Source organism: Paenibacillus sp. F024 (genome assembly GCF_057814255.1).
The window spans coordinates 298,109-321,077 of sequence record NZ_JBVASZ010000001.1 but is presented as its reverse complement, the minus strand read 5'-3'; the positions used below and the strand labels follow the sequence as shown (position 1 = coordinate 321,077).

The 22,969-nt window shown below is 48.0% G+C and carries 25 protein-coding genes; all 25 read left to right on the top strand.

Translation table 11 applies throughout. From position 1 onward, the window contains the following. The first annotated feature begins 6 nt into the window (after positions 1-6). Positions 7-1,023, top strand: coding sequence for a flagellar motor switch protein FliG (gene fliG / locus ACZYR9_RS01580; protein WP_488976695.1), 1,017 nt, complete (start codon positions 7-9; stop codon positions 1,021-1,023). Further along, positions 1,016-1,837, top strand: a complete 822-nt coding sequence (locus ACZYR9_RS01575; RefSeq protein ID WP_488976694.1) for a FliH/SctL family protein — start codon at positions 1,016-1,018, stop codon at positions 1,835-1,837. The genes fliG and ACZYR9_RS01575 overlap by 8 nt, the downstream gene beginning before the upstream one ends. A 4-nt stretch (positions 1,838-1,841) precedes the next feature. Next, positions 1,842-3,161 (top strand): flagellar protein export ATPase FliI, encoded by a 1,320-nt coding sequence (fliI, locus tag ACZYR9_RS01570; RefSeq protein ID WP_488976693.1) that lies wholly within the window; start codon positions 1,842-1,844, stop codon positions 3,159-3,161. Between the two features lie 8 nt (positions 3,162-3,169). Continuing rightward, on the top strand, positions 3,170-3,610 hold the full coding sequence (gene fliJ / locus ACZYR9_RS01565; RefSeq protein ID WP_488976692.1) for a flagellar export protein FliJ: 441 nt from the start codon (positions 3,170-3,172) through the stop codon (positions 3,608-3,610). A gap of 23 nt (positions 3,611-3,633) precedes the next feature. Then, positions 3,634-4,548 carry a hypothetical protein gene (locus tag ACZYR9_RS01560; protein ID WP_488976691.1) on the top strand — a complete coding sequence of 305 codons (915 nt, stop codon included), beginning with the start codon at positions 3,634-3,636 and terminating at the stop codon, positions 4,546-4,548. Between the two features lie 22 nt (positions 4,549-4,570). Further along, positions 4,571-6,049 (top strand): flagellar hook-length control protein FliK, encoded by a 1,479-nt coding sequence (locus ACZYR9_RS01555; RefSeq protein ID WP_488976690.1) that lies wholly within the window; start codon positions 4,571-4,573, stop codon positions 6,047-6,049. 42 nt (positions 6,050-6,091) lie between these two features. Next, positions 6,092-6,535 carry a flagellar hook assembly protein FlgD gene (flgD, locus tag ACZYR9_RS01550; protein ID WP_488976689.1) on the top strand — a complete coding sequence of 148 codons (444 nt, stop codon included), beginning with the start codon at positions 6,092-6,094 and terminating at the stop codon, positions 6,533-6,535. Next, complete coding sequence (locus ACZYR9_RS01545; protein ID WP_488976688.1) at positions 6,536-6,913, top strand: TIGR02530 family flagellar biosynthesis protein; 378 nt, start codon at positions 6,536-6,538, stop codon at positions 6,911-6,913. It abuts the gene before it with no gap. 98 nt (positions 6,914-7,011) lie between these two features. Beyond that, complete coding sequence (gene flgG, locus ACZYR9_RS01540) at positions 7,012-7,845, top strand: flagellar basal body rod protein FlgG (RefSeq protein WP_488976687.1); 834 nt, start codon at positions 7,012-7,014, stop codon at positions 7,843-7,845. A 57-nt stretch (positions 7,846-7,902) separates the two neighbouring features. After that, entirely contained in the window at positions 7,903-8,124 is a 222-nt protein-coding gene (locus ACZYR9_RS01535; protein WP_488976686.1) for a flagellar FlbD family protein, read from the top strand. Beyond that, positions 8,125-8,604, top strand: coding sequence for a flagellar basal body-associated FliL family protein (locus ACZYR9_RS01530; RefSeq protein ID WP_488976685.1), 480 nt, complete (start codon positions 8,125-8,127; stop codon positions 8,602-8,604). A 51-nt stretch (positions 8,605-8,655) separates the two neighbouring features. Continuing rightward, on the top strand, positions 8,656-9,654 hold the full coding sequence (gene fliM / locus ACZYR9_RS01525) for a flagellar motor switch protein FliM (protein WP_488976684.1): 999 nt from the start codon (positions 8,656-8,658) through the stop codon (positions 9,652-9,654). Continuing rightward, positions 9,644-10,933 (top strand): flagellar motor switch phosphatase FliY, encoded by a 1,290-nt coding sequence (gene fliY, locus ACZYR9_RS01520; protein ID WP_488976683.1) that lies wholly within the window; start codon positions 9,644-9,646, stop codon positions 10,931-10,933. Before fliM ends, fliY begins: the two co-directional genes overlap by 11 nt. A gap of 31 nt (positions 10,934-10,964) precedes the next feature. Next, the gene (locus tag ACZYR9_RS01515) at positions 10,965-11,327 is read left to right on the top strand and encodes a response regulator (RefSeq protein ID WP_488976682.1); all 363 of its coding nucleotides are present in this window, start codon (positions 10,965-10,967) and stop codon (positions 11,325-11,327) included. A gap of 221 nt (positions 11,328-11,548) precedes the next feature. Continuing rightward, complete coding sequence (fliO, locus tag ACZYR9_RS01510; RefSeq protein WP_488976681.1) at positions 11,549-12,025, top strand: flagellar biosynthetic protein FliO; 477 nt, start codon at positions 11,549-11,551, stop codon at positions 12,023-12,025. Then, the gene (fliP, locus tag ACZYR9_RS01505) at positions 12,022-12,786 is read left to right on the top strand and encodes a flagellar type III secretion system pore protein FliP (protein ID WP_488976680.1); all 765 of its coding nucleotides are present in this window, start codon (positions 12,022-12,024) and stop codon (positions 12,784-12,786) included. The genes fliO and fliP overlap by 4 nt, the downstream gene beginning before the upstream one ends. Positions 12,787-12,809: 23 nt before the next feature. Then, entirely contained in the window at positions 12,810-13,079 is a 270-nt protein-coding gene (gene fliQ, locus ACZYR9_RS01500; protein ID WP_488976679.1) for a flagellar biosynthesis protein FliQ, read from the top strand. Between the two features lie 11 nt (positions 13,080-13,090). Next, complete coding sequence (gene fliR, locus ACZYR9_RS01495) at positions 13,091-13,870, top strand: flagellar biosynthetic protein FliR (protein ID WP_488976678.1); 780 nt, start codon at positions 13,091-13,093, stop codon at positions 13,868-13,870. 20 nt (positions 13,871-13,890) lie between these two features. Beyond that, entirely contained in the window at positions 13,891-14,982 is a 1,092-nt protein-coding gene (gene flhB, locus ACZYR9_RS01490; RefSeq protein ID WP_488976677.1) for a flagellar biosynthesis protein FlhB, read from the top strand. A gap of 24 nt (positions 14,983-15,006) precedes the next feature. After that, on the top strand, positions 15,007-17,040 hold the full coding sequence (gene flhA / locus ACZYR9_RS01485; protein WP_488976676.1) for a flagellar biosynthesis protein FlhA: 2,034 nt from the start codon (positions 15,007-15,009) through the stop codon (positions 17,038-17,040). Beyond that, the gene (gene flhF, locus ACZYR9_RS01480) at positions 17,037-18,323 is read left to right on the top strand and encodes a flagellar biosynthesis GTPase FlhF (protein WP_488976675.1); all 1,287 of its coding nucleotides are present in this window, start codon (positions 17,037-17,039) and stop codon (positions 18,321-18,323) included. Before flhA ends, flhF begins: the two co-directional genes overlap by 4 nt. Beyond that, entirely contained in the window at positions 18,320-19,192 is an 873-nt protein-coding gene (locus ACZYR9_RS01475) for a MinD/ParA family protein (RefSeq protein WP_488976674.1), read from the top strand. The genes flhF and ACZYR9_RS01475 overlap by 4 nt, the downstream gene beginning before the upstream one ends. A gap of 58 nt (positions 19,193-19,250) precedes the next feature. Then, positions 19,251-20,372: a protein-glutamate methylesterase/protein-glutamine glutaminase gene (locus tag ACZYR9_RS01470; protein ID WP_488976673.1), complete on the top strand. Its 1,122-nt coding sequence runs from the start codon at positions 19,251-19,253 to the stop codon at positions 20,370-20,372. 13 nt (positions 20,373-20,385) lie between these two features. Then, positions 20,386-22,443 carry a chemotaxis protein CheW gene (locus ACZYR9_RS01465; RefSeq protein WP_488976672.1) on the top strand — a complete coding sequence of 686 codons (2,058 nt, stop codon included), beginning with the start codon at positions 20,386-20,388 and terminating at the stop codon, positions 22,441-22,443. A 46-nt stretch (positions 22,444-22,489) separates the two neighbouring features. Beyond that, complete coding sequence (locus tag ACZYR9_RS01460; protein ID WP_488976671.1) at positions 22,490-22,951, top strand: chemotaxis protein CheW; 462 nt, start codon at positions 22,490-22,492, stop codon at positions 22,949-22,951. Positions 22,952-22,969 lie beyond the last annotated feature (18 nt).

Below are 22,969 nucleotides of genomic sequence, written 5' to 3'. Positions count from 1 at the left end.
CATGGCTTGGCTAAAGTACAGCAAGCGACTTTGACGGGCCGACAAAAGGCCGCTATTTTATTAATTAGTTTGGGACCGGAAGTGTCCGCTCAAATTTTCAAGCATCTTCGTGATGAAGAGATCGAACAGCTCACTTTGGAAATAGCCAATGTCAGGAAAGTAGATAATGTCGAGAAGGAATCGATACTGGCCGAGTTTCACCAAATTTGTTTGGCGCAGGAATTCATTTCTCAGGGGGGCATCGCCTATGCCAAGGACATCCTGGAGAAAGCATTAGGTTCCCAAAAAGCACTTGATATTATCAACCGATTGACGGCGACGCTTCAGGTCAGACCATTCGACTTTGCTCGTAAAGCGGATCCGGCTCAGATTCTGAATTTTATCCAAAATGAAAATTCCCAGACCATTGCTCTCGTGCTATCTTATTTACAGCCGGAGCAGGCTTCGATTATTTTATCGTCGCTGCCGCAGGAGAAGCAGGCTGATGTGGCCAAGAGGATTGCGCTTATGGACAGCACTTCGCCGGAGGTCATTAGTCAAGTCGAACGTGTATTGGAACAGAAGCTTTCTGCTACCGTTACCCAAGACTATACGAACGCCGGAGGAATTTCAGCGGTAGTCCAAATCTTGAATGGTGTTGACCGGGGAACGGAACGAACGATTCTGGATTCTCTTGAAATTCAGGATCCCGAATTGGCTGAAGAAATCAAAAAACGGATGTTTGTCTTTGAAGACATCGTCAATATCGATAACCGTTCGATTCAGCGCATTATACGCGATATCGAGAATGCCGACTTGCAATTGGCGCTGAAGGTTGCCAGCGAAGAGGTCCGTGAGGCGATTTTCAAAAATATGTCCAAACGGATGGCGGAAACCTTCAAGGAAGAGATGGAATATATGGGACCTGTTCGACTGCGTGATGTGGAGGAAGCCCAGACACGCATTGTAGCAACGATAAGACGTTTGGAAGAAGCCGGTGAAATTATCATCGCTCGCGGCGGAGGAGATGATATTATTGTCTAATGTCATCAAATTATTTCAGTACGTAGCTATCGAAGATACGAAAATTGTGGAGCCTCCGGCTTCCCCTGTTCTTAAACAAGAACAATCGGAAGAAGCGGAAGAACAGCTTCCGTCTGAAAATCAAGAATTAAACGAACTGATGCAAATGAAAGAACAAATTCTTCAAGATGCCGAGTCTTTTGCTGAAGAACAAGTGAGAGCGGCCATGGATGAGGCGGCAGCAATCAAACAGCAGGCGCAAGCCGAAATTGAGGCTTGGTGGCACGAACGCAGGCTCCAGGATCAAGAGTCCCTGAACGATGCAAGAGATCGTGGTCACGCTCAAGGCTATCAAGAAGGCATGGCACAGGTAGAGATGGAGCTTCGTGAGCAATATGAAGCCACATTGCAGGAAGCATCGCAGATTTTAGAGCAAGCTTACCAATTAAAACAGCAAATTATTCAGGAAGCAGAGCCGTTCTTGATCGAGCTTAGCTGCTCCATTGCAGAAAAAGTGATCGGGCGCCAATTGACGCTTGAACCTGAATGGATCATCGATTCGATTCGCAATGTGCTTTCCCGACGAAGGGAAAAAGGAATCATCACACTTTGTGTATCACCAGCCCAGTTTTCCTATATACAAGACGCGCGAGACGAGCTTTTGCTCGCTATCGATTCGCAAGCGGAGCTGCAAATCATACCTGATGCCTCCGTATTGGATCAAGGATGCGTCGTCCGCTCTTCTTTTGGGAGCATCGATGCGAGAATCGATACCCAACTGAAGGAAATTAAAACTGCGCTCCAGCAGTTGGCTGTGCGAAACGAGGGATTATAGACTTATGCAGGCACCAAGCGCTCAAAAGTATATTGAACACCTTCATCAAATGGATACGATCCGGGTGAACGGAAAGGTGACGCAGGTGATCGGGCTGACGGTAGAATCGGAAGGGCCCGATGCAAGCATTGGAGATGTTTGTTACATCTATCCCTTGAAGTCGAGTACTCCTCTAAAGGCTGAAGTCGTAGGTTTTAAAAACAACAAAGTCATTCTAATGCCTCTTGGGGAGCTTCAATCCATAGGTCCAGGCTGCGATGTCGTTGGTACAGGTAAGCCGCTTACGGTTCAGGTAGGACATGAGCTGCTCGGCAAGGTGCTTGACGGCCTGGGTCAACCGCTCGACGGAACTTATTTGCCGTCGCGGATGACGCATTACTCTACGAATAACATACCGAGTAACCCGTTAACACGACCGCGTGTACTGGAACCGATTAGCGTCGGCGTACGATGCATTGATGGTTTGCTGACGATCGGCAAAGGACAGCGTGTTGGTATTTTTGCCGGATCAGGCGTCGGAAAAAGTACGCTGATGGGCATGATCGCCCGCAATACATCGGCCGATGTAAACGTAATTGCACTAATTGGCGAACGGGGCAGGGAAGTGCTTGATTTTATCGAACGTGACCTTGGCCCAGAAGGGTTGGCTCGTTCCGTCGTTGTTGTTGCAACGTCCGATCAACCGGCTCTTATACGTATTAAAGGCGCATTGATTGCTACAAGCATAGCCGAATATTTTCGCGATCGCGGATTAAATGTCATGCTGATGATGGACTCCGTTACTCGTTTTGCTATGGCTCAGCGTGAAGTGGGACTGGCTGTTGGTGAGCCTCCGGCTACGAGAGGGTACACGCCCTCCGTTTTTGCAACATTGCCCAAATTGCTCGAGCGCTCCGGAACGGGGCCTAAAGGTTCCATCACTGCGTTTTACACTGTGCTTGTCGACGGGGATGACATGAATGAACCGATTGCCGATGCGGTTCGAGGGATATTGGATGGGCACATCGTCCTCAACCGGAGCATCGCCAACCGCGGGCATTACCCGGCCATTGATGTGCTGTCCAGCGTAAGTCGCGTAATGAAGGAAATCGTTCCGACAGAGCAGCAGCTTGCAGCTGAGCAATTAAAGTTACTGATGTCTGCTTATAAGGATTCGGAAGATTTAATCAATATTGGGGCGTATCAAAAAGGGTCCAATCCAGAAATTGATTTGGCTATCGATTCGATCCAATCGATTTGGGATTATACCAAGCAGCGGGTAAATGAGAAGCTGACTTATGCTGATGCACAAGAGCGGTTAATTCGAGAATTTTACAGGGGATGAGATGAAGCATGCGGTTTCGGTACGCTTTTCAAAAAATCGTAGATCTTAAAACGAATGAAAAGACTCAAGCGGAATGGATGTTATCTCAAGCGCTTGTAAAAATGCGCGAAGAAGAATCGACACTAGCTAAGCTGGAGGATGCGAAGCAGGAGCTGCAGCAAGAACTGCATAAAGTTTCCGAAAGCCGCACAACGGTTTCAAATCTGATGCTGCTGCAAAGTTTTGTTGATCATATCGATCTGCGTATAAAAGACAAACATCAAGATTTACATACGGCCCAGACGAACGTACGGATAAGGCAGGACGATCTAACCGGAAAAATGCTGGAAGAAAAAGTGTGGACCAAGGCCAAGGAAAAGGCTTATCAAAAATTTTCCGCCGGTATGCTCAAAATGGAACAGGATCAGCTGGACGAAATGGCTACAAACCGGTATCAAAGGCTTTCCTAATGATTTTTAAAGGAGGTGAGGTCATGGCAAACGCAAATACGGAGCAATCATCGTCGTACGGGGCCATGGAACGGTTTTTGATCTGGTTCCTCATTCCTTTTGTTTTTACAGCTGTGCTGTTAGGCGTATTGATGACGATCTTCGGCTATAATGTCATGGATAATGCTCTGCGCGCTGCGAACAAGATCCCGATTGTAAATTCGATCCTTCCGAAAACAATTGCGGAAAACCAGCAAGACCCGCAGCAGACGCAGGCACAGGGAGGGGATGTACCTTCGCAGGAGCAAACGGCTCTAAATCAGTCGGCACAGCTTGAGCAAAAGGAGCAGGAACTGCAGCAGGCTGAAGCTGCAATTCAGCAGCGTGATCAAACGATCAAAGATCTGCAGCTGAAAAACAGCACATTGGAAGAGCAGATGAAGACCAAAACGATCTCTGAAGATGAGTATACAGCTCAAATTCAACAGCTTGCCGGAATGTATGCCAAAATGTCTCCAACAAAAGCAGCGCCAATCATGGAGAACTTAACCAAAAACGAATTGGTGCTTGTTCTGGGTATGATGAAACCAGATGAGAGGGTCAAAGTGTTGGAGCGCATGGATCCTGCGAAAGCTGCGGAAGCTTCCATGCTGTTAAAGGACCAAACCAGCGTACGGGATACGCAAATTGCCGCACTTCAGGAAAGATTGAATCAAACGGTGGCAGCACCGTCACAGACCGCTGCAAATTTAAGTAAAGATGATCTTGGTGCCACTTTTGCGAATATGACTCCCAAAAGCGCTGCTGCCGTTCTAATCGAGATGCAGAAGTCGAATCCGGACAAAGTACTCTCCATTTTAAAATCGATGGATAGTATGGGGCGTTCCAGAGTTTTATCGGCCGTATCCGATCAATCCAAAGAGACCGCAGCATTACTTTCCGCACGACTCGTTCAATAAACTTGAAAGGAGGTGAAATGAAATGGAAATTACTGCCCAAACATCAACTAACGCATCTGTTGCCGCAACGACCGGCGCAGCCTCAGCTGCTGTTCATTCGGGATCGGGAGGCTCCGGTTTTTCCACTATGCTTAACGGGATGCTGGTTTCAGCCAATTCTCAGGAGGCTTTGGCTTCAGCTGCGACAAGTCTTTCGGCTATAATGGGCTTGATTACGCCCATGCTTATGGCTTCTGGGCAATCAAACGCATCTGGAGAAACGCTGACTGGCGAGCAAATCAATGGCTTAATCCAGCTGTTGGAGCAACCGCAAGATGGAGAAGAGGAAGAGGCTTTATTATCGAACCCTGACCTGCAGGCATGGCTCGCTCAACTGCAGTCGGTCTTGGCTTCACTGGCATTGGCTCCGGCTCAGCAAAGCACTCCTAAGGAAGGGAATGCAGAAGGCGGTCTTGATCCGAAATCCAATGCAGTCGATCCATGGGAAGTAGCATTAAATCCTATGCTGTTTATTCCTTTGATCAATACCTCAGCTGTGACGGAGAATCGTGGAAGTGAAGGGGGAGGGCGTACTGTACAGCCTGGAATCACCCAAGCCGAAGCGGTTCAATTGTTGAAACAGTTGAAAGAGATGGTTGATCAAGGCCAAAAAGATCCCCAGCTTCAGCAAACATTGAAGGAGCTTCCAGCGGTTTTAGTCTCAGCGGCAGCAAACGGAAGTCAGCTGCGTAAGGAGTCCGGACAGTTGATTCAACCGTCGTTGAATGCAGCACAGGCGTCAGGTACAGAGGCTTCGGAGGCGCAAGATACCGTACGAATGTTAACTAACCAATTGAACAAGCTCGAAACTCTGGCACCTAAGCATTTGATTGCCAAGCATTCTGCAGAGCGGCCGGCAGATCAGGATCAACCCTTATTTGAACCTCTGACATCGGCCGATTCAGACGCCGCAAATGGACAGCAGCCCGTAATGACAGTGCAGGATTGGATGAAAGGAATCCAAATGGGGCATTCGGTGCCCAAACATCCAGTGCTACATATGTCGGCAGGTTCATTTACCAATGATATGACCCAGTTTGTCGTAAGTTCTTTCTCGCTCGCAACTTCAGATGACGGTTTAACGGAAGCCAAAATTTCATTGTTTCCGCAGCATCTGGGACATGTGGAAGTCAAACTGACGATGCAAAACGGGATGCTTGTAGCCCAATTTATGGCGGACAGCTTGACTGGCAAAGAAATGCTTGAAAGTCAATTAGCTCAGCTTAGAGCCACTTTGCAAGGCCAAGGCATTCAGGTCGAGAAGCTAGAGGTTAGCCAGGGTCAGGGCTTTCAGTCCGGTATGTTCCAAGAAGGCCGACAGCAGCAGTCCGGTCAATCCTCTAGACAAAATAAATCAGGCAGCGGGAATGTAGCAGGCATGGAGGATGAGCAGCAGGTAGACATTCGTGCGAATATAAATCGGACAGTTGACGATAATGGCTCGATCGATGTGACGGCATAAACGAAAATGTTTGATTATAACGGCTTGAGCGGAGGTGATCCCATGTCAGACTCCATTATCGGTACCCGAAATGTATGGCCTTATTATGCCAAAGAGAATGTTCAGCGTGCAGCTTCTGAGGACAAGAATCAATTAGGCAAAGATCAATTTTTGAAAATTTTAGTTGCCCAATTAAAAAACCAAGATCCTACCCAGCCCTTGCAGGATAAAGAATTTATTGCCCAAATGGCTCAGTTCACCTCGGTGGAACAGTTGACGAATATGGCCGGTGAAATGAAAATGCTCCGCCAATCGCTCGGTTTTGCATCCGGATTGATTGGAAAAAGCATTTCGTGGACTTATGAGGACAGTAATGGAAACACGCAAACCAAATCCGGTGTAGTTGAGTCCATCACGGTGAAAAAGGGCGAACAATTTGCAACGGTAAATGGGGAGGAAGTTACGCTCGATAAAATCAGCCGAATTTCGAATCCGGAGGTAGAATAAATGACGGAGCGAATAACGATAGGGCGGCTTTATCCGAATGTGGTGACTTCCAGCCGAACAACGAAGTCTTCGGCACAACCCGTTGGCAGTAACGTATCGTTTGATTCCATTTTACAAAAACAAGCACTGCGTTTCAGCCATCATGCCGAAGAACGGCTGCGACAGCGAGGGATCGAGTTTCAGCCCGAACAGCTGGCCAAAATCAATTCGGCTATTGACAAAGCTGCGACTAAGGGAGCGAAAGATTCGCTTATGCTGATCAATGATACGGCCTTGATTGTCAATATTAAGAACCGTACCGTGGTTACAGCGATGGACGAAACATCCATGAAAGACAACTTGTTTACACAAATTGACAGTGCCATGATTATCTCTTAAAAATTTAGGCCGGCCCGCTGTGCGGAGGCCTCGGTTGTGGAACGACGGAAACAACCGTTATTTGATTTCATATTCGCATTTGGGGAGGAAATCTATCGATGTTAAGATCTCTGTATTCAGGAGTATCAGGTATGAGAGGATTTCAAACAAAGCTTGACGTTATCGGAAATAACATTGCCAACGTCAATACGGTTGGCTTCAAGGCCGGACGCGTCATGTTTAAGGATATTTTAAGCCAAACCGTTTCAGGCGTTACGGCACCTACAGACGAGCGCGGGGGCGTCAACTCCAAACAAATTGGACTTGGGGTTACCGTCGGCGCCATTGACACACTGCATACGCCGGGCAGCGCAATGACGACAAACGTTGTAACCGACCTGAGAATCGACGGTGACGGCTTCTTCATGTTGAGAGCAACGCCGGATCAAGCACAGCCGTTTTTAAGCCGTGCAGGGAACTTTACCTTGGACTCCAACCGGAGACTGGTTAATGCCGACGGATTGTTTGTGTCGGATAGCGAGGGAGCGGTTATCCAGCTTGAGGATACGGTGACGGCATTTTCGATCTCCCAGTCAGGAGAGTTAATCACCGTTGGTGAAGACGGCGCAGCGACCCCCAGTGGTATTTTTATTGGGGTCGTAAAAGTAGCGAACCCTTCCGGGCTTGAAAAGATTGGCGGCAACCTGTACCGCGTTACGCCTAACGCCATGCCGCCGGACGCGCAAGAACTGCCTACCGGAGAAGAGGCTCAGGCTAATAATGCCGCTACAGGCACCGGCGCGATTATTTCCGGACAGCTCGAAATGTCCAATGTCGATTTGACCTCGGAGTTTACCGAGATGATCATCGCACAACGGGGCTTCCAGTCTAACTCCAGGATCATCACGACTTCGGATGAAGTGCTCCAAGAGGTCGTTAATCTGAAACGATAATTTGAAATAGGGGGAGGATACTCTCCCCCGATGATTAAGTTAAACCGGAGGTTGCTGATGATTCGTTTGACTCGGCTTAACGGAAAGCAAATTACGATTAACGCTCTCTTGATTGAAACGATCGAAGAGACACCGGATACGATGATTACACTAGTAACCGGTAAGAAAATAATGGTACTGGAAAAAGTGGATGAGACAGTTGCCATGGTACAAAGTTTCTTGCAATCGGTCGGGCTTGTAGGCAGTACGATAAAAAGCGTGAATTCGGAGGGGTCGTAGTTGTTTAAGAGTAAAATATTTATCATGGTGGTGGCTATTCTCATCGCCATTACATTAATTTTGACGGCAGCCTTTGTCCTCTGGAATTATATGGACAAGGCTAGCAGCACCCCCCGGGATCAGGCGCAGCAATCTGCCAATGAAGTCAAGTCGGGCAAGAAGCTTACTCCGGACGAGGTGCAAGAAAATACCGTCATTATGAAAGATGTATTGACTAACCTGTCTGGCGGAAACAGCAAGTTTATTAAAGTAAGCTTTGCATTTGAACTCGAAAATAAGAAGGCGAAGGAGGAATTTGAGAAGCTTGAAACGCAAATGAAAGCGATCGTGATCCAGACACTTGCCGATATGACTCCGGATCAAGTGTCGGGAAGCAAAGGCTTTGATAATCTAACCTCGGCCCTTATGAATAAAATGAGCCCTCTTTTGCAGCAAGGGAAACTGAATCAAATCTTGATTACCGATATTGTACTCCAATAGCAGGAAGCTTAATGAAGCATGTAGAGCAACAGCACGAAGGAGGTGACGCTAATGGTAGATGTACTTTCTCAAAATGAGATTGACGCCTTGCTCGCGGCGCTATCTTCAGGAGAAATGGATGCGGAGGAGCTTAAAAAGGAAGAGACGCAGAAAAAAGTCAGGGCCTACGATTTTAAAAGAGCGGTTCGGTTCTCCAAGGATCATATCCGGAGTCTTACCCGAATTCATGAAAACTTTGCAAGGTATCTGACCACATATTTTTCCGCCCAGCTCCGAACCTTTGTGCAAATCAATGTCGTTCAAGTCGAGCAGCTGCCATACGACGAATTTATTCGTTCCATACCGAAAATGACGATTCTTAACATTTTTGAAGCCGAGCCTTTGGAAGGACGAATGGTGCTGGAGGTACATCCTAACGTAGCGTTTGCGATGCTCGACAGACTGCTAGGAGGAGCGGGTACGTCTCCATCCAAAATTAATGCGCTGACGGAAATTGAAACGATCGTGATGGAACGTATTTTCAGCCGGGCGTTTGAGAGTCTGCAGGAGGCATGGAAAACGGTTGTGGATTTGTCTCCGAGGCTGGAGGCGTTGGAAACCAACCCGCAATTTATGCAAATTGTATCTCCTAACGAAACGATTGCGTTAATCTCATTGAGTACAAAAATTGGAGATACAACCGGGATGATCAACTTGTGCATACCGCATGTGGTCATAGAGCCGATTATGCCGAGACTGTCTGTTCATCACTGGTTTGTGTCCCAGAAAAAAACCAGCGCGCCAGAAGAGATGACGGCCCTCCAATCCAGGATTCATAAAGCAAAGCTGCCGGTGATTGCGGAGCTGGGCACTTCCCAAATTTCCGTCAGAGAATTTCTGAGTCTCAACGCCGGCGATGTGATTACGCTGAACCGATCCGTTGAGGAGCCGCTGCATATCCGTATCGGCGAAAAATTGAAATTTTTCGGAAGTCCGGGAACTACCCGAGGTAAGCTGGCTGTGCAAATCAATGAGATTGTCCAAGAAGGAGTAGAAGAAAATGACGAATAATAAGGATTATTTGTCTCAAGAAGAAATCGATGCCTTGTTGAGACAATCGGTTGACGGGGATGCGGAGGGCGGTTCCGGATTTGTTCCTCATGTAGAAGATTATTTATCTTCGTTGGAACAGGATGCCCTCGGCGAAATCGGCAACATCACCTTCGGCAGTGCAGCTACTGCATTATCCACACTGCTTGGTAAAAAGGTAGATATTACCACGCCGAAAGTGTCTGTCATTGCACGTGATGATTTAATCGAAGAGTTTCCAAAGCCGCACGTAGCTGTTCATGTCAATTATGTTGATGGATTTCACGGAATCAACCTTCTTGTCATTAAAACGCGGGATGCTCAAGTCATAGCTGATTTAATGATGGGGGGTGACGGAACTGGACAAACGGAGGAGTTGAGCGAGATCCATATTAGTGCAGTCCAAGAAGCGATGAACCAAATGATGGGCTCCTCGGCTACATCCATGTCGACTATCTTTAACCGGTTTGTTAACATTTCACCACCTGGAATTGATATCCTTAACTTAACGGAAGGTGGAGGAGAGGCTGCGCTGCCTCCGGAAGAAGTGTTCATCAAAATCTCTTTCCGTTTAACGATTGGTGATTTGATCGATTCGACCATTATGCAGCTGCTTCCCGTTCCTTTTGCTAAAGATATGGTATCCATTCTTATGGGAGGGGGGGAAATTCAAGAAGATACCGTTATCGCGCCGCCGGCGCCTGCTCCACCAGCTGCATCTGCTTCGCCAGCCCCTGAGCCATATTTGCAGGATATGGGGAATCAACCAATGAACGACTACTATTCAGCGCCGCCAGTGCAGCAGCCGCCATACGGCCAACCGCCGCAGCCGCCGGTATATCAACAACCGATGTATGGCCAACCGCCGATGGCTCCGCCAAATCAACAGGCGTATCCGCCGCAGCCAGCCGCTTACGGGATGCCAACATCGCGTAACGTAAATGTACAACCGGCTCAGTTTGCCAATTTTACGCCGGCAAATCTGACGCCTGCGGAAGATACGAATTTGAACCTCCTGCTCGATATACCTCTGAAGGTTACTGTAGAGCTGGGCAGAACACACAAAGTCATTAAAGACATTTTGGAGCTGTCTCAAGGCTCGATCGTTGAACTGGACAAGCTGGCAGGGGAACCGGTAGATATATTAGTAAACAACAAACTGATTGCTAAAGGCGAAGTGGTCGTAATTGATGAAAATTTCGGTGTCCGTGTAACGGATATCGTAAATCAATGGGACCGAATTCAAAAATTACAATATTAGATTAAGCAACCTTGGGAGGACTGTGTAAATTATGGCAAACCGAATTCTAATTGTAGACGATGCAGCTTTTATGAGAATGATGATCCGCGACATTTTAACTAAAAATGGTTATGAGGTCGTCGGTGAAGCGAATGATGGAATTCAAGCGATTGAGAAATATAAGGAGCTTTCCCCGGATTTGATTACGATGGATATTACGATGCCGGAGATGGACGGGATTCAAGCGTTAAAGGAAATCAAGAAGCTCGATGGCAATGCGAAAGTGATTATGTGCTCCGCTATGGGACAGCAAGCGATGGTTATCGACGCGATTCAAGCGGGGGCAAAGGATTTTATCGTAAAACCGTTCCAGGCTGACCGCGTTATCGAAGCGATTAAGAAAACATTAGGGTAGATGATACCAAAGAAATGGGGAGAGTCTACGAAAACGGAAGGGAATGTGAAGCGTTGACCAGACTCACAACCAGATTGTTGTTTTTCGCTGCAACCTTTTGGATACAAACAGCAGCTTTTGCTGCTGTTTGTTACGCCGAAACGGGCACGACTTCCCCTGAGTCGGGGGTGCTTGATTCCTCTGAGCCGATATTTGAAGTTTCACCAGGGGAGACGCTTTGGATGATCGTAAAAGTCATATTGTTTCTTCTTCTTATCATCGGCATTTTCTTCATCATAATGAAGATCATCTCGCAACAAAAAAACAAGTTTTTATCGGGGCGGACCCTTCGCTCGCTTGGAGGCTTGCCGCTCGGGCCGAATAAATCCATTCAAATCGTAGAAATCGGGAATTCCTTGTATGTTGTGGGTATCGGTGACAGCATTCAACTGCTTGACAAAATCACCGATGAGGCTGAGGTTTCCCTGATCACAGAGATGATGGCTAATGGAATGGCATTTACGGGACCTTCGTTCGAATCGCTTGGAGGCTTTCTGAAAAAGCTTCGCAGCAAATCGGCGGTGGATGAAGAAGTGGAAGTGACGGCATCGTTTCAGCAGGTGTTTCAAACTAAAATGCAGCAGATGACAGACCGCAAGAAAATGATGGAAGAGATGTTGAAGCAAGAGAATAATTCGGATCGGTTGAATGATAAATGATGAAATACAGACACAAGCTTTATCTGGTTCTCGTTCTTTTATGCTTGCTCGGCTCGTTCTCCGGTCAAGCGTTCGCGGCAGATCCGATTCCTGGGATCAATATCGATATCGGAACGTCCGGCAATCCGCAAGGAGCTTCGAGCACCGTTACGATTTTGCTGATGATTACGGTTTTAAGTATAGCCCCGGCTATATTGGTTCTTATGACCAGTTTTACTCGAATCATCATCGTATTAGGATTTGTTCGTACTTCGCTTGGTACGATGTCCATGCCGCCGAATCAAGTGCTTATCGGGTTAGCTCTGTTTCTTACATTTTTTATCATGGCTCCGACTTTCGGCGAGATCAATCAAACCGCTCTTCAGCCTTACATGAGAGGAGAGCTTACTCAAACAGCGGCGCTGGACAACGCCTCCGTATCGATGAAAAAATTTATGTTCCAGCATACGAGACAAAAGGATCTAAAGCTGTTCTTGGATTATTCCAAAGCGGCTCCGCCGACAGGAGTAGAAGATACGCCTTTGACGGTTCTGGTACCGGCTTATGTGATCAGCGAACTGAAGACAGCCTTTCAGATGGGCTTTATGATTTTTATTCCGTTCCTGGTCATTGATATGGTGGTAGCAAGCACACTGATGGCGATGGGAATGATGATGCTTCCGCCGGTGATGATTTCTCTGCCTTTTAAGATCTTGTTGTTTATTCTGGTAGATGGTTGGTATTTGGTCGTACGTTCACTGCTGCTTAGCTACAGCACATAGAAGGCCTTCAGGAGGAGAACGATTTGAGTTCGGAATTCGTAATCAGAATAGCAGGAGAGGCCGTGTATACGACTTTAAAAGCGAGTGCGCCGATGATGGTATTAGCGCTAGTGGTCGGACTGATCATCAGCATATTTCAGGCGACTACGCAAATCCAAGAGCAGACGTTGGCATTCGTGCCCAAAATTGTCGTTGTTTTGCTTGCGATGCTGGTATTTGGACCTTGGATACTTAATACGCTGGTTGATTTCACGTATCACTTATTGAATAACTTGCATAGATACGTGGGTTAGGTTGTGAGTTCATGGAGTTGCTTCTCACGTATTTCCCTGGATTTCTGCTGATTCTTTGCCGGGTTACCGCGTTTTTCGTTGTATCTCCCGTGTTTTCAGCTCAGCATGTGCCGACTCATTTCAAGATCGGGCTTGCGTTTTTTACAGCATGTATCACATATTTCGGCTTGGGCATGGCTGTACCGGTGGCAATGGATTCGCTGTATCTGTTAACCGTCATTCGTGAAGTGCTTGTAGGTTTGTGTCTGGGCTTCATCGCGTACATGTTCTTTATGGCTGTACAAATTGCGGGCTCATTCATTGATCTTCAAATAGGGTTCGGTATTGCGAACGTCATTGACCCGATGACGGGAGCCCAAAGTCCGATACTCGGCAATTTGAAATATATGATCGCTTTGCTGTTATTTTTGTCTTTTAACGGCCACCATTTATTGCTTGAAGGGATTATGAGAAGCTATGAATGGATTCCGATCGATAACAATCTGTTCTATTTGAACAATAACGGACAGCTATCCGATTTTATGATACGTACGTTTTCCAGCGTGTTCGCGATAAGCTTTCAGATCGCCGCTCCTTTGGTGGTCGCATTGTTTCTGGCTGACGTAGGACTTGGCTTGCTGGCCAGAGTGGCGCCGCAGTTCAATATTTTTGTTATCGGCTTGCCGCTCAAAATTTTGCTCGGATTCGTCATGCTGCTCTTATTATTTCCCGGCTATGAGACGGTTTACAAAGATATGTTTGCTGCGATGCTGGATTCGATCAGGGATTTCTTCGGATTGTTCAACGGATAAGAAAGAACGGAGGCTCGGACGTGGCTCAGTTTCGTTTACAACTCAATTTGCAGCTGTTCTCTCAAGAAAAAACGGAAGAAGCTACGCCCAAGAAAAAACAAGAATCCAGACAAAAAGGCCAGGTAGCCAAAAGTATGGATCTACCGGCTGCGTTTATCTTGTTTTTTTCCTTTCTGTCTTTTTCTTTGTTCGGAGTATTTATGAAGGAACATTTGATCGGGGTATTCCAATCGACACTTCATGACTTTCTCCTTCTCAATCTTACTCCCGGTAACGTTATCGTGTTGTTTGAGAAGATTGCTTATCAGCTTCTGCTGATCGTCGGGCCGATTTTTTTGATTGCCGTCGTGATCGCCATACTCGGTAATTATTTGCAGTTCGGGTTTCTTCTTGCCACTGACCCGCTCATGATGAAATTTAATAAAATCAACCCCATTCAAGGCGTGAAACAGCTATTCTCGATGAGGGCGGTAGTCGACTTTTTGAAATCGGTGCTTAAGATGTCGATTATCGGGGTTGTCGTTTATATGACGCTGATGGCGCAGAAGGATTACATCATGAGACTGGCGCAGATGCCGCTTGAAGAAATTGCGATGTTTACATGGTCGATCACCATTTCTCTCGGGCTTAAGATTGGCTTGATTCTAATTGTTCTGGCGATCTTCGATTATATGTACCAGCGTTACGAGCATGCCAAGAGTCTTCGGATGTCTAAGCAAGACATTAAGGACGAATACAAAAAATCGGAGGGTGATCCGCTTATTAAAGGTAAAATCCGTGAAAAGCAGCGGAGGATGGCGCTGCAGCGGATGATGCAGGAGGTACCGAAAGCGGACGTAGTCATTACCAACCCGACTCATTTTGCGGTAGCCATTAAATATGATGCAGGCAAAATGCAAGCGCCGACCGTCATTGCCAAGGGAACGGATTATATTGCCCTTAAGATTAGGCAGATTGCTAAGGATAATGGAGTCATTACGATGGAAAACAAAGCACTGGCCCGGGCGCTGTATGCTCAAGTGGAAATCGGCGACGCTATTCCTGCCGATATGTTCCAGGCTGTAGCTGAAGTGCTTGCCTATGTATACAAATTAAAGGGTAAAGCGAACTAGAGATAAGGAAAGGAGGGTAACGGAGTGAGAGCCAGAGATTTAGTCGTTCTTATAGGTGTAATCGGTATTGTTCTCATGATGGTCATTCCGCTGCCGCTTTGGCTGCTGGATTTTCTTCTCATCATTAATATTTCTGCAGCTTTGCTGATTATATTGATTGGCATGAATACGCAGGATGCTCTTCAATTTTCCATCTTTCCGTCTCTGCTGCTGATCACAACGTTGTTTCGTTTGGCCCTCAACGTATCCACCACGAGAAACATTCTGGCAAACGGTGATGCCGGTAGTGTGGTCAGAACCTTTGGTGAGTTCGTAGCAGGGGGCAACATCGTCGTTGGTTTTGTTGTCTTCCTTATATTGGTGTTAGTTCAATTTATCGTCATTACCAAAGGTTCTGAGCGCGTTGCCGAGGTCGCTGCACGCTTTACGCTCGATGCGATGCCCGGTAAGCAAATGAGTATCGACGCGGATTTGAACGCGGGGATGATTAATGAGCAGCAAGCCAAGGAAAGACGCGAGAAGATCGCTCGTGAAGCCGACTTCTACGGCGCGATGGACGGTGCCAGCAAATTCGTCAAGGGAGACGCCATTGCCGGCATCATCATGCTGATCATCAATATTCTCGGCGGTCTGATCATCGGGATGGCTATGCATGATATGTCCCTGTCCGAAGCAGGGGCACTGTACTCGATTCTGACGATTGGCGACGGGCTGGTAAGCCAAATCCCTGCACTGCTCATTTCTACGGCGGCGGGAATTATCGTTACCCGCGCGGCGTCCGATGGCAATCTGGCACAGGATCTTGCAGGCCAAATGTTTTCTTATCCAAAGCTGCTTTATATCGTAGCAGGTACCGTTGCGGCACTCGGCATTTTTACTCCGATTCATGTCATCACGACCTTTCCTATTGCGATATTGCTGGCTTTTGCCGCATACCGAATGCAGCAGAATTTGACCCGCAAGCAAGAAGAAGAGGTTCAGCTTGAAGAAGAGCAGCAAATCGAAGAGGTCCGCAGCCCGGAAAGCGTCATCGGATTGCTGCAGGTGGATCCGATAGAATTCGAATTCGGCTACGGCTTAATCCCTCTGGCGGATACACAGCAGGGGGGAGACTTGTTGGACCGGATTATCCTTATCCGCAGACAATGCGCGCTGGAGCTTGGCGTTGTCGTTCCGGTCATACGGATTCGCGACAATATTCAGCTCAGGCCCAATGAATATGTGATTAAGATCAAAGGGAATACCGTAGCTCGCGGTGATCTTCTGCTGAATCATTATTTGGCGATGAGTCCGGGGATCGAAGATGATTCCATTACTGGGATTGATACTCTGGAGCCTGCATTCGGATTGCCGGCCCTGTGGATTGATGAAAGTACAAAGGAGCGCGCCGAGCTGTCCGGGTACACCGTGGTAGATCCGCCTTCGGTTGTAGCAACGCATTTGACCGAGATCATCAAAAAGCATGCGCACGAGCTTCTTGGCAGACAAGAAACCAAAGCGCTCGTTGAGAACGTCAAGGAAAACTATCCTGCGCTTGTGGACGAGCTTATACCCAACGTCTTATCGCTGGGAGATGTACAGAAGGTGCTTGTCAAGCTTCTCCGTGAAAAAATATCGGTGCGTGATTTGGTTACGATTCTTGAGACGCTGGCCGATTACGGTACTTATACCAAAGATACGGAAATCTTAACGGAATATGTAAGACAGGCGCTGTCCAGACAAATTACTCAACAGTTTACGACAAGCGGTGATTCTCTTAAGGTGATTACCGTTGGACCAACCCTGGAGAAGAAAATTGCAGAGTCGGTCCAGCAATCGGATCAAGGCAGCTATCTGGCATTGGATCCCACGTCCACTCAAGTGATCTATCAACGAATTAACGATCAGGTTACCAAGCTGATTCAAGCGGGCCAGCAGCCTGTGGTGTTGACTTCGCCGACCATCAGGATGTATCTCCGCCAATTGCTGGAGCGCACGATGCAGGATATTCCTGTATTGTCATACAGCGAGCTCGAGCCGAGCGTTGAAATTCAAAGTATGGGGGTTGTGAATCTATGAGAGTAAAGCGGTACGTCGTTGATTCGATGCCGGATGCCCTTCAAAAAATTCGGACAGATCTTGGGAAAGACGCTGTCATCATAAATACGAAAGAAATTCGTTCCGGCGGTTTTCTCGGGATGTTCACGAAGAAGAAGATCGAGGTCATTGCAGCGACGGACACCGCTGGTTCCGGAGGCGGAGCCCATTCTCCCAAAGCGGCGGTGACAGCGGCCATCCCGAAAACGGAGCCTGAACCGGCTGCCGCTTATCCCATGAAATTCGGCGCTGCTGCTTACGGTGCTCAGCTGGGGCGGCAAGAATCTTCGTCGCTGTCTTTTCCCGAAGTGCCCGATGTACTGCCAGCGGCCAAACAACCTTCTGCTGCCCCCATCGAACCTGCGGGGACCACAATGGTCAAACCAAGAGAAGATGTACTGATGGATGAAATTAAGCAAATGAAAGAAATGATGCTTAAGCTTACCCAGCAAAGCGCTGTTCAGCAAGCTATGGATCCGGTGCTGCAAGAGTTCGAAGCAAGGCTGTTGCGCCAAGAAGTAGATCCCCTGCTCGTGCATGAGCTTTTACTAAATGTATCGGAAGCGGCGGAAGCACAAGGAGCGGAACTGACCGAGGAGTGGGTCTATCACTGCCTAAAAAGGCAGCTGGAGGCCATGTTGTTCAATTCCAAGCAAAAAGCCATTGCCGCCGATACCCGGGTCGTTCACTTCGTCGGACCGACAGGCGTCGGCAAAACGACGACGATCGCCAAGCTGGCCGCGGAGCAGGTGCTAAAGCACCACCGCAAGGTCGGGTTTATTACTTCAGATACGTACCGGATTGCTGCGGTTGAACAGTTGAAAACTTACGCAACCATATTGAACGTACCGCTTGAAGTTGTTTTTTCACCTTTGGATTTGAATAAGGCCTTTGAGCAATTAAAGGATTGCGATTTGATTTTCATGGATACGGCAGGGAGAAATTTCCGTAACGAGATGTATGTTTCAGAGCTGAATGCGCTTCTGAAATCCAACGGGAAGAGCGAAACGTATCTGGTGCTCAGCATGACAACCAAGTATAAAGATATGCAGGCCATTACCAACAATTTCTGCAAATTCAAACTGGATAAGGTGCTGTTCACCAAAATGGATGAGACGGACTCTTATGGATCCGTAGTGAACCTGATTCACGAATTCGGGCTTCAAACTTCTTACATCGCTAACGGACAGAGCGTACCAGACGACATACAAGAACTGAATGAACATCAAATGATCGATCTGATTCTGGGGGCGGGCAAGTCATGAGTGATCAGGCGCAAGGGCTGCGTAATCTGATTCGGCATCAAAGCGAGTTGAAAAACAAAGCGACACGCATCATTACGGTGACAAGCGGTAAAGGCGGTGTGGGCAAATCGAATTTTACGCTCAATTTCGCTTTATCGCTGCAGAAAAAAGGGTACAAAGTGCTGGTCTTTGACGCTGATATCGGTCTTGCCAATATCGACGTGTTAATGGGGATATCCTCCAAATTCAACTTATATCACCTATTGAAAAGAGAAAAAACGATCTGGGAAATTATTCAGACCGGACCCAACGATTTGCAGTTTATTGCAGGGGGATCGGGATTTAACGATTTGATTCGTTTGTCCGAGGAGCAGCTCGATTACTTTGCGGATCAAGTTAATCAATTGACCGGTCATGTTGATTTCATCCTGTTTGATACGGGAGCCGGCTTGTCCAAGGAAACGTTAAAATTCATTGTTGCCGCAGAGGAAACCATTGTTGTCACGACTCCGGAGCCTACATCGATCACGGATGCCTATGCCATCATCAAGATGGTCCATTCGATGAACTATCAAGTAGCGTTCCGCTTGGTGGTAAACCGGATAACGGATTGGAAGGAGGGGAGGCAGACGGCAGACAAAATCAGGATGGTTGCCCGACAGTTCCTGAATTTGGACATTCCGACACTGGGGTATGTATATGACGACAGCAACGTCTCCAAAGCGGTTAAGAAACAAGTTCCATTTACCGTTGCCTTTCCGTATAGTGCCGCTTCCAAATCGATTGGCGAATTGGCCGATCATTTTATCGCCAATCAACCTCCTGCGGAGTCGCAAGCAGGAGCAGTCAAGGGCTTCCTTACCAAGATGTTCGGGTTATTGAAGCAATAGTACGGTTATGGTAGGGGCTTACGATCCTCTGACCTAGACAACGAAGAGGAGTGAAGTGATGCCGCCGTTTGATGTTTTGGTAGTGGACGACTCAGTGTTTATGAGAAAAATTATTTCGGATTTTATCACGGAGGATCCGGAACTTCGTGTAGTAGGGACGGCCAGGAATGGCCGTGAAGCGATAGAAATGGTCAAAAAGCTGAAGCCGCATGCCGTGACCATGGATATTGAAATGCCCGAGATGAACGGCCTTGAAGCGCTTCGGGCGATCATGAAAGAGCATCCCGTGCCGGTGATTATGCTTAGCAGCTTGACACAGGCTGGTGCAATGGAGACGATCCGCGCATTGGAACTGGGGGCATTTGATTTCGTCGGCAAGCCCTCCGGCTCGATTTCGCTTGATTTATACAAGGTGAAGCAGAATCTGTTGGAGAAACTACGGGTTGCCGTTAGAACGAAGGTGAGGGGCGTTCACGCTCCTACTCATCCGGCATCATCGTTATCACAGCCCGTGAAACCGGCTGTAATAAAGGAGAAAAGATCAGCGCACAAGCCAACTCCGTTTGAGCATCTGGTGGCGATTGGTACATCTACAGGCGGTCCAAGAGCGCTGCACCAGGTATTATCCCAAATTCCCGACGGCTTCCGCGCCCCGATTCTCATCGTACAGCATATGCCGCCTAATTTCACCAAATCGCTTGCCCAGAGACTGAATTCCGACTCCTATCTGCGGATCGTAGAAGCGGAGGCCGGGATGGTACTGGAAAGCGGAACGGCGTATGTGGCTCCTGGCGGTTTTCATATGACTGCGGCCAGAAACGGGACGAATTCTTACAAAATTCATCTGTCGAAAGAGGAACAGCGCAACGGGCACCGTCCTTCTGTGGATGTCTTGTTCGAATCGCTGCTGCCGCTTAAGGAATTGAAGCGGCATATTGTGATTATGACCGGAATGGGAGCAGACGGTTCAAAAGGGATGCTGGCACTCAAGCAGGCGGGGGCCGTAACTACCATTGCCGAAGCGGAACAGACTTGTGTCGTCTACGGGATGCCTCGGGCCGCGGTTGAATTGGGATGTATAACCCACGTGTTGCCGCTGCAGCAAATTGCCTCCAGATTGGTACAAGCCGTCGGAGGGCAGTCTTCACTACCCGGAAATATATATAACAACGATCAATGATGGAGGTGTGGTTATGGAAATGAATCAGTATCTCTCAATGTTTATTGATGAATCCAGAGATCATTTGCAGGCGATGAACGAGCATTTACTTGGCCTTGAGAACAGCCCGGAGGACGTGAGCATCGTGCAGCATATTTTTCGCTCCGCTCACACGCTGAAGGGGATGTCGGCGACCATGGGCTTTGAGGATCTGGCCTCGCTTACCCATGAGATGGAGAACGTGCTTGATTTGGTTCGGAATCACAAATTAAAAATGGATTCGTTCATATTCGATTGCACTTTTAAAAGCCTGGATGCGCTGGAAACGATGGTGGAGGATATTATCCAGGGAGGTACCGGAAAAGCGGATGTCACAGACATCGTCTCCGAGCTGAAGTCGATTGTATCCGGTGATTATCTTAAGAACGGTTTTGCTGCGGGCGCAGCAGGGTCATCTGCAGCGAATGCCGGTAAGTCCGGGAAAAGTAATGAGCTGGATGAATTTCAATTCTCCATTTTGCAGCAATCGATCGAAGCGGGTATGCCCGTTTTTCGAATTGTAGTAGCCATTCGTCAGGATTGTGTATTGAAAGCGGCCAGAGCATATATGGTGTTTAGCGTGCTGGAGCAAAACGGCGAGGTCATTAAGTCCAATCCTCCCGTCGAAGACATTGAGCAGGAACGATTCGACCATTCCTTCACCGTATATTATATTTCACAGATGGACCAAGACCAGCTTAAAAGTCAAATCGCCGGCGTCTCTGAAATCGACAACGTAGATGTTGTCCTTATGGACCAGTCCAAGCTCAATGAGCTGATGAACGCTCCTGAGCCTCCGCAGGCTCAAGCTAAGCCTGCCGTAAGCGAAGCCTCGGCTTCAATGCAGGAGGCGCCGAAGACCGAAGCGAAGAAGGCTGCTTCGGGGGGAGGAACACCTGTAGCAGGGCGCACGATCCGGGTGGATATTGAACGCCTCGATACACTGATGAATTTGTTCAGTGAATTGCTGATCGACCGCGTTCGACTGGAACAGCTTTCCAGCGAGATCCGCAGGAGCGATCTTACGGAAACCGTAGAGCACATGGCCAGAGTGAGCAGCGATTTGCAAAGCATCGTCCTGAAGCTGCGCATGGTTCCTGTCGATTCGGTATTCAACCGCTTCCCGCGGATGATTCGCGATGTGGCCAAGACGCTCGATAAAAAGGTGGACCTGATCATTACCGGCGCCGATACCGAATTGGACCGTACGGTTGTAGACGAAATTGGCGATCCGCTGGTCCACTTGTTGAGGAACGCCGTAGATCACGGTATTGAACCGGCTGCGGAACGTTTGCAGATCGGCAAGCCGGAGACCGGAACGATCTATCTGCGTGCCTATCACAGCGGCAACCATGTATTTATCGAAATTGAAGAAGACGGCCGCGGGATTAACAGAGATAAGGTACTCAGCAAAGCCATTCAGAATGGCGTCATCACGACCGAGCAATCCGAGAGATTATCCGACGAGGAGGTATATCAGCTCCTGTTTGCCCCCGGGTTTAGCACAGCGGACAAGATATCGGATATTTCCGGCCGCGGCGTAGGACTGGATGTCGTTAAAACGAAAATCGAGAGTTTAGGCGGACAGGTCAACGTCAACGCCAAATGGGGTAAAGGAACGAAATTTACGGTCCAGCTACCGCTGACGCTCTCGATTATCTCCGCCATGCTTATCCGGTTGGGGGAAGAAAAATACGCCATCCCGCTTTCTTCCATTGTCGAAACGATGGCTGTCAAAAACGATCAAATTCGCGTTGTGCACGGCAGCGCCATGATCAACTACCGAAGCACGGTTATTCCGCTTATTCACTTGGCTCAGCTGTTTGACGTACCGGGCTTTACTAAAGAGGCGGATGCGGAAATGCAAATGGTGGTGATCCGCAAGGGAGATAAACTGGCAGCCCTTGTCGTGGACGAATTTATTGGTCAGCAGGAAATTGTCTTGAAATCGCTGGGCAAATATTTAACGAACCTGTTTGCGGTATCGGGGGCCACTATTCTGGGTGACGGACAGGTCGCTTTGATCATTGATACGAACGCATTAATTAAATAAAGGCGGCAATTCTCGCTTCTCACGATAACTTTAGGAGGCTGATAGTATGGGACAGGAGTTAAAAGTGATTGTTTTTTCACTAGCGCATGAAGAATATGGGGTGGAGGTCGACAGTGTACGGACGATCGAACGGATGCAGCCGATGACCCGCGTTCCCAAAACACCGGAATTCGTCCGTGGAGTCATTAATCTGCGGGGTGTCGTAACGCCGGTTATTGATCTGCATGGCCGTTTTGGTTTTCCGTTGAGCGAATATACGGACAACACGCGAATCATTATCGTAGCTGTAGGAGATCTGGAGGTCGGCTTGATCGTGGATTCGGCCAACGACGTTATCGACATCGACAGTGACAGTATCGAGGATCCGCCGGAAATCGTAGGGGGAATCAAAGCGAAATATTTACAAGGCATCGCAAAAGTGAGTGACGAGCGATTGCTGGTGCTCCTCAATCTTAAGGAAGTGCTCAATAAAAGTGAAATCATCCAATTGGGAAGTATAGAGGAGTAGATTTAGTGGAAGCTTTCA

Coding starts and splice junctions, on each gene's coding strand:
- ACZYR9_RS01475 (WP_488976674.1), top strand. CDS start 18,320: ATGAGTGATCAGGCGCAAGGGCTGCGTAATCTGATTCGGCATCAAAGC.
- ACZYR9_RS01560 (WP_488976691.1), top strand. CDS start 3,634: ATGGCAAACGCAAATACGGAGCAATCATCGTCGTACGGGGCCATGGAA.
- fliP (WP_488976680.1), top strand. CDS start 12,022: ATGATGAAATACAGACACAAGCTTTATCTGGTTCTCGTTCTTTTATGC.
- fliJ (WP_488976692.1), top strand. CDS start 3,170: ATGCGGTTTCGGTACGCTTTTCAAAAAATCGTAGATCTTAAAACGAAT.
- fliM (WP_488976684.1), top strand. CDS start 8,656: ATGGTAGATGTACTTTCTCAAAATGAGATTGACGCCTTGCTCGCGGCG.
- ACZYR9_RS01555 (WP_488976690.1), top strand. CDS start 4,571: ATGGAAATTACTGCCCAAACATCAACTAACGCATCTGTTGCCGCAACG.
- ACZYR9_RS01460 (WP_488976671.1), top strand. CDS start 22,490: ATGGGACAGGAGTTAAAAGTGATTGTTTTTTCACTAGCGCATGAAGAA.
- fliI (WP_488976693.1), top strand. CDS start 1,842: ATGCAGGCACCAAGCGCTCAAAAGTATATTGAACACCTTCATCAAATG.
- fliO (WP_488976681.1), top strand. CDS start 11,549: ATGATCGTAAAAGTCATATTGTTTCTTCTTCTTATCATCGGCATTTTC.
- flgG (WP_488976687.1), top strand. CDS start 7,012: ATGTTAAGATCTCTGTATTCAGGAGTATCAGGTATGAGAGGATTTCAA.
- ACZYR9_RS01545 (WP_488976688.1), top strand. CDS start 6,536: ATGACGGAGCGAATAACGATAGGGCGGCTTTATCCGAATGTGGTGACT.
- ACZYR9_RS01470 (WP_488976673.1), top strand. CDS start 19,251: ATGCCGCCGTTTGATGTTTTGGTAGTGGACGACTCAGTGTTTATGAGA.
- ACZYR9_RS01535 (WP_488976686.1), top strand. CDS start 7,903: ATGATTCGTTTGACTCGGCTTAACGGAAAGCAAATTACGATTAACGCT.
- fliR (WP_488976678.1), top strand. CDS start 13,091: ATGGAGTTGCTTCTCACGTATTTCCCTGGATTTCTGCTGATTCTTTGC.
- ACZYR9_RS01465 (WP_488976672.1), top strand. CDS start 20,386: ATGGAAATGAATCAGTATCTCTCAATGTTTATTGATGAATCCAGAGAT.
- fliY (WP_488976683.1), top strand. CDS start 9,644: ATGACGAATAATAAGGATTATTTGTCTCAAGAAGAAATCGATGCCTTG.
- flgD (WP_488976689.1), top strand. CDS start 6,092: ATGTCAGACTCCATTATCGGTACCCGAAATGTATGGCCTTATTATGCC.
- ACZYR9_RS01515 (WP_488976682.1), top strand. CDS start 10,965: ATGGCAAACCGAATTCTAATTGTAGACGATGCAGCTTTTATGAGAATG.
- flhF (WP_488976675.1), top strand. CDS start 17,037: ATGAGAGTAAAGCGGTACGTCGTTGATTCGATGCCGGATGCCCTTCAA.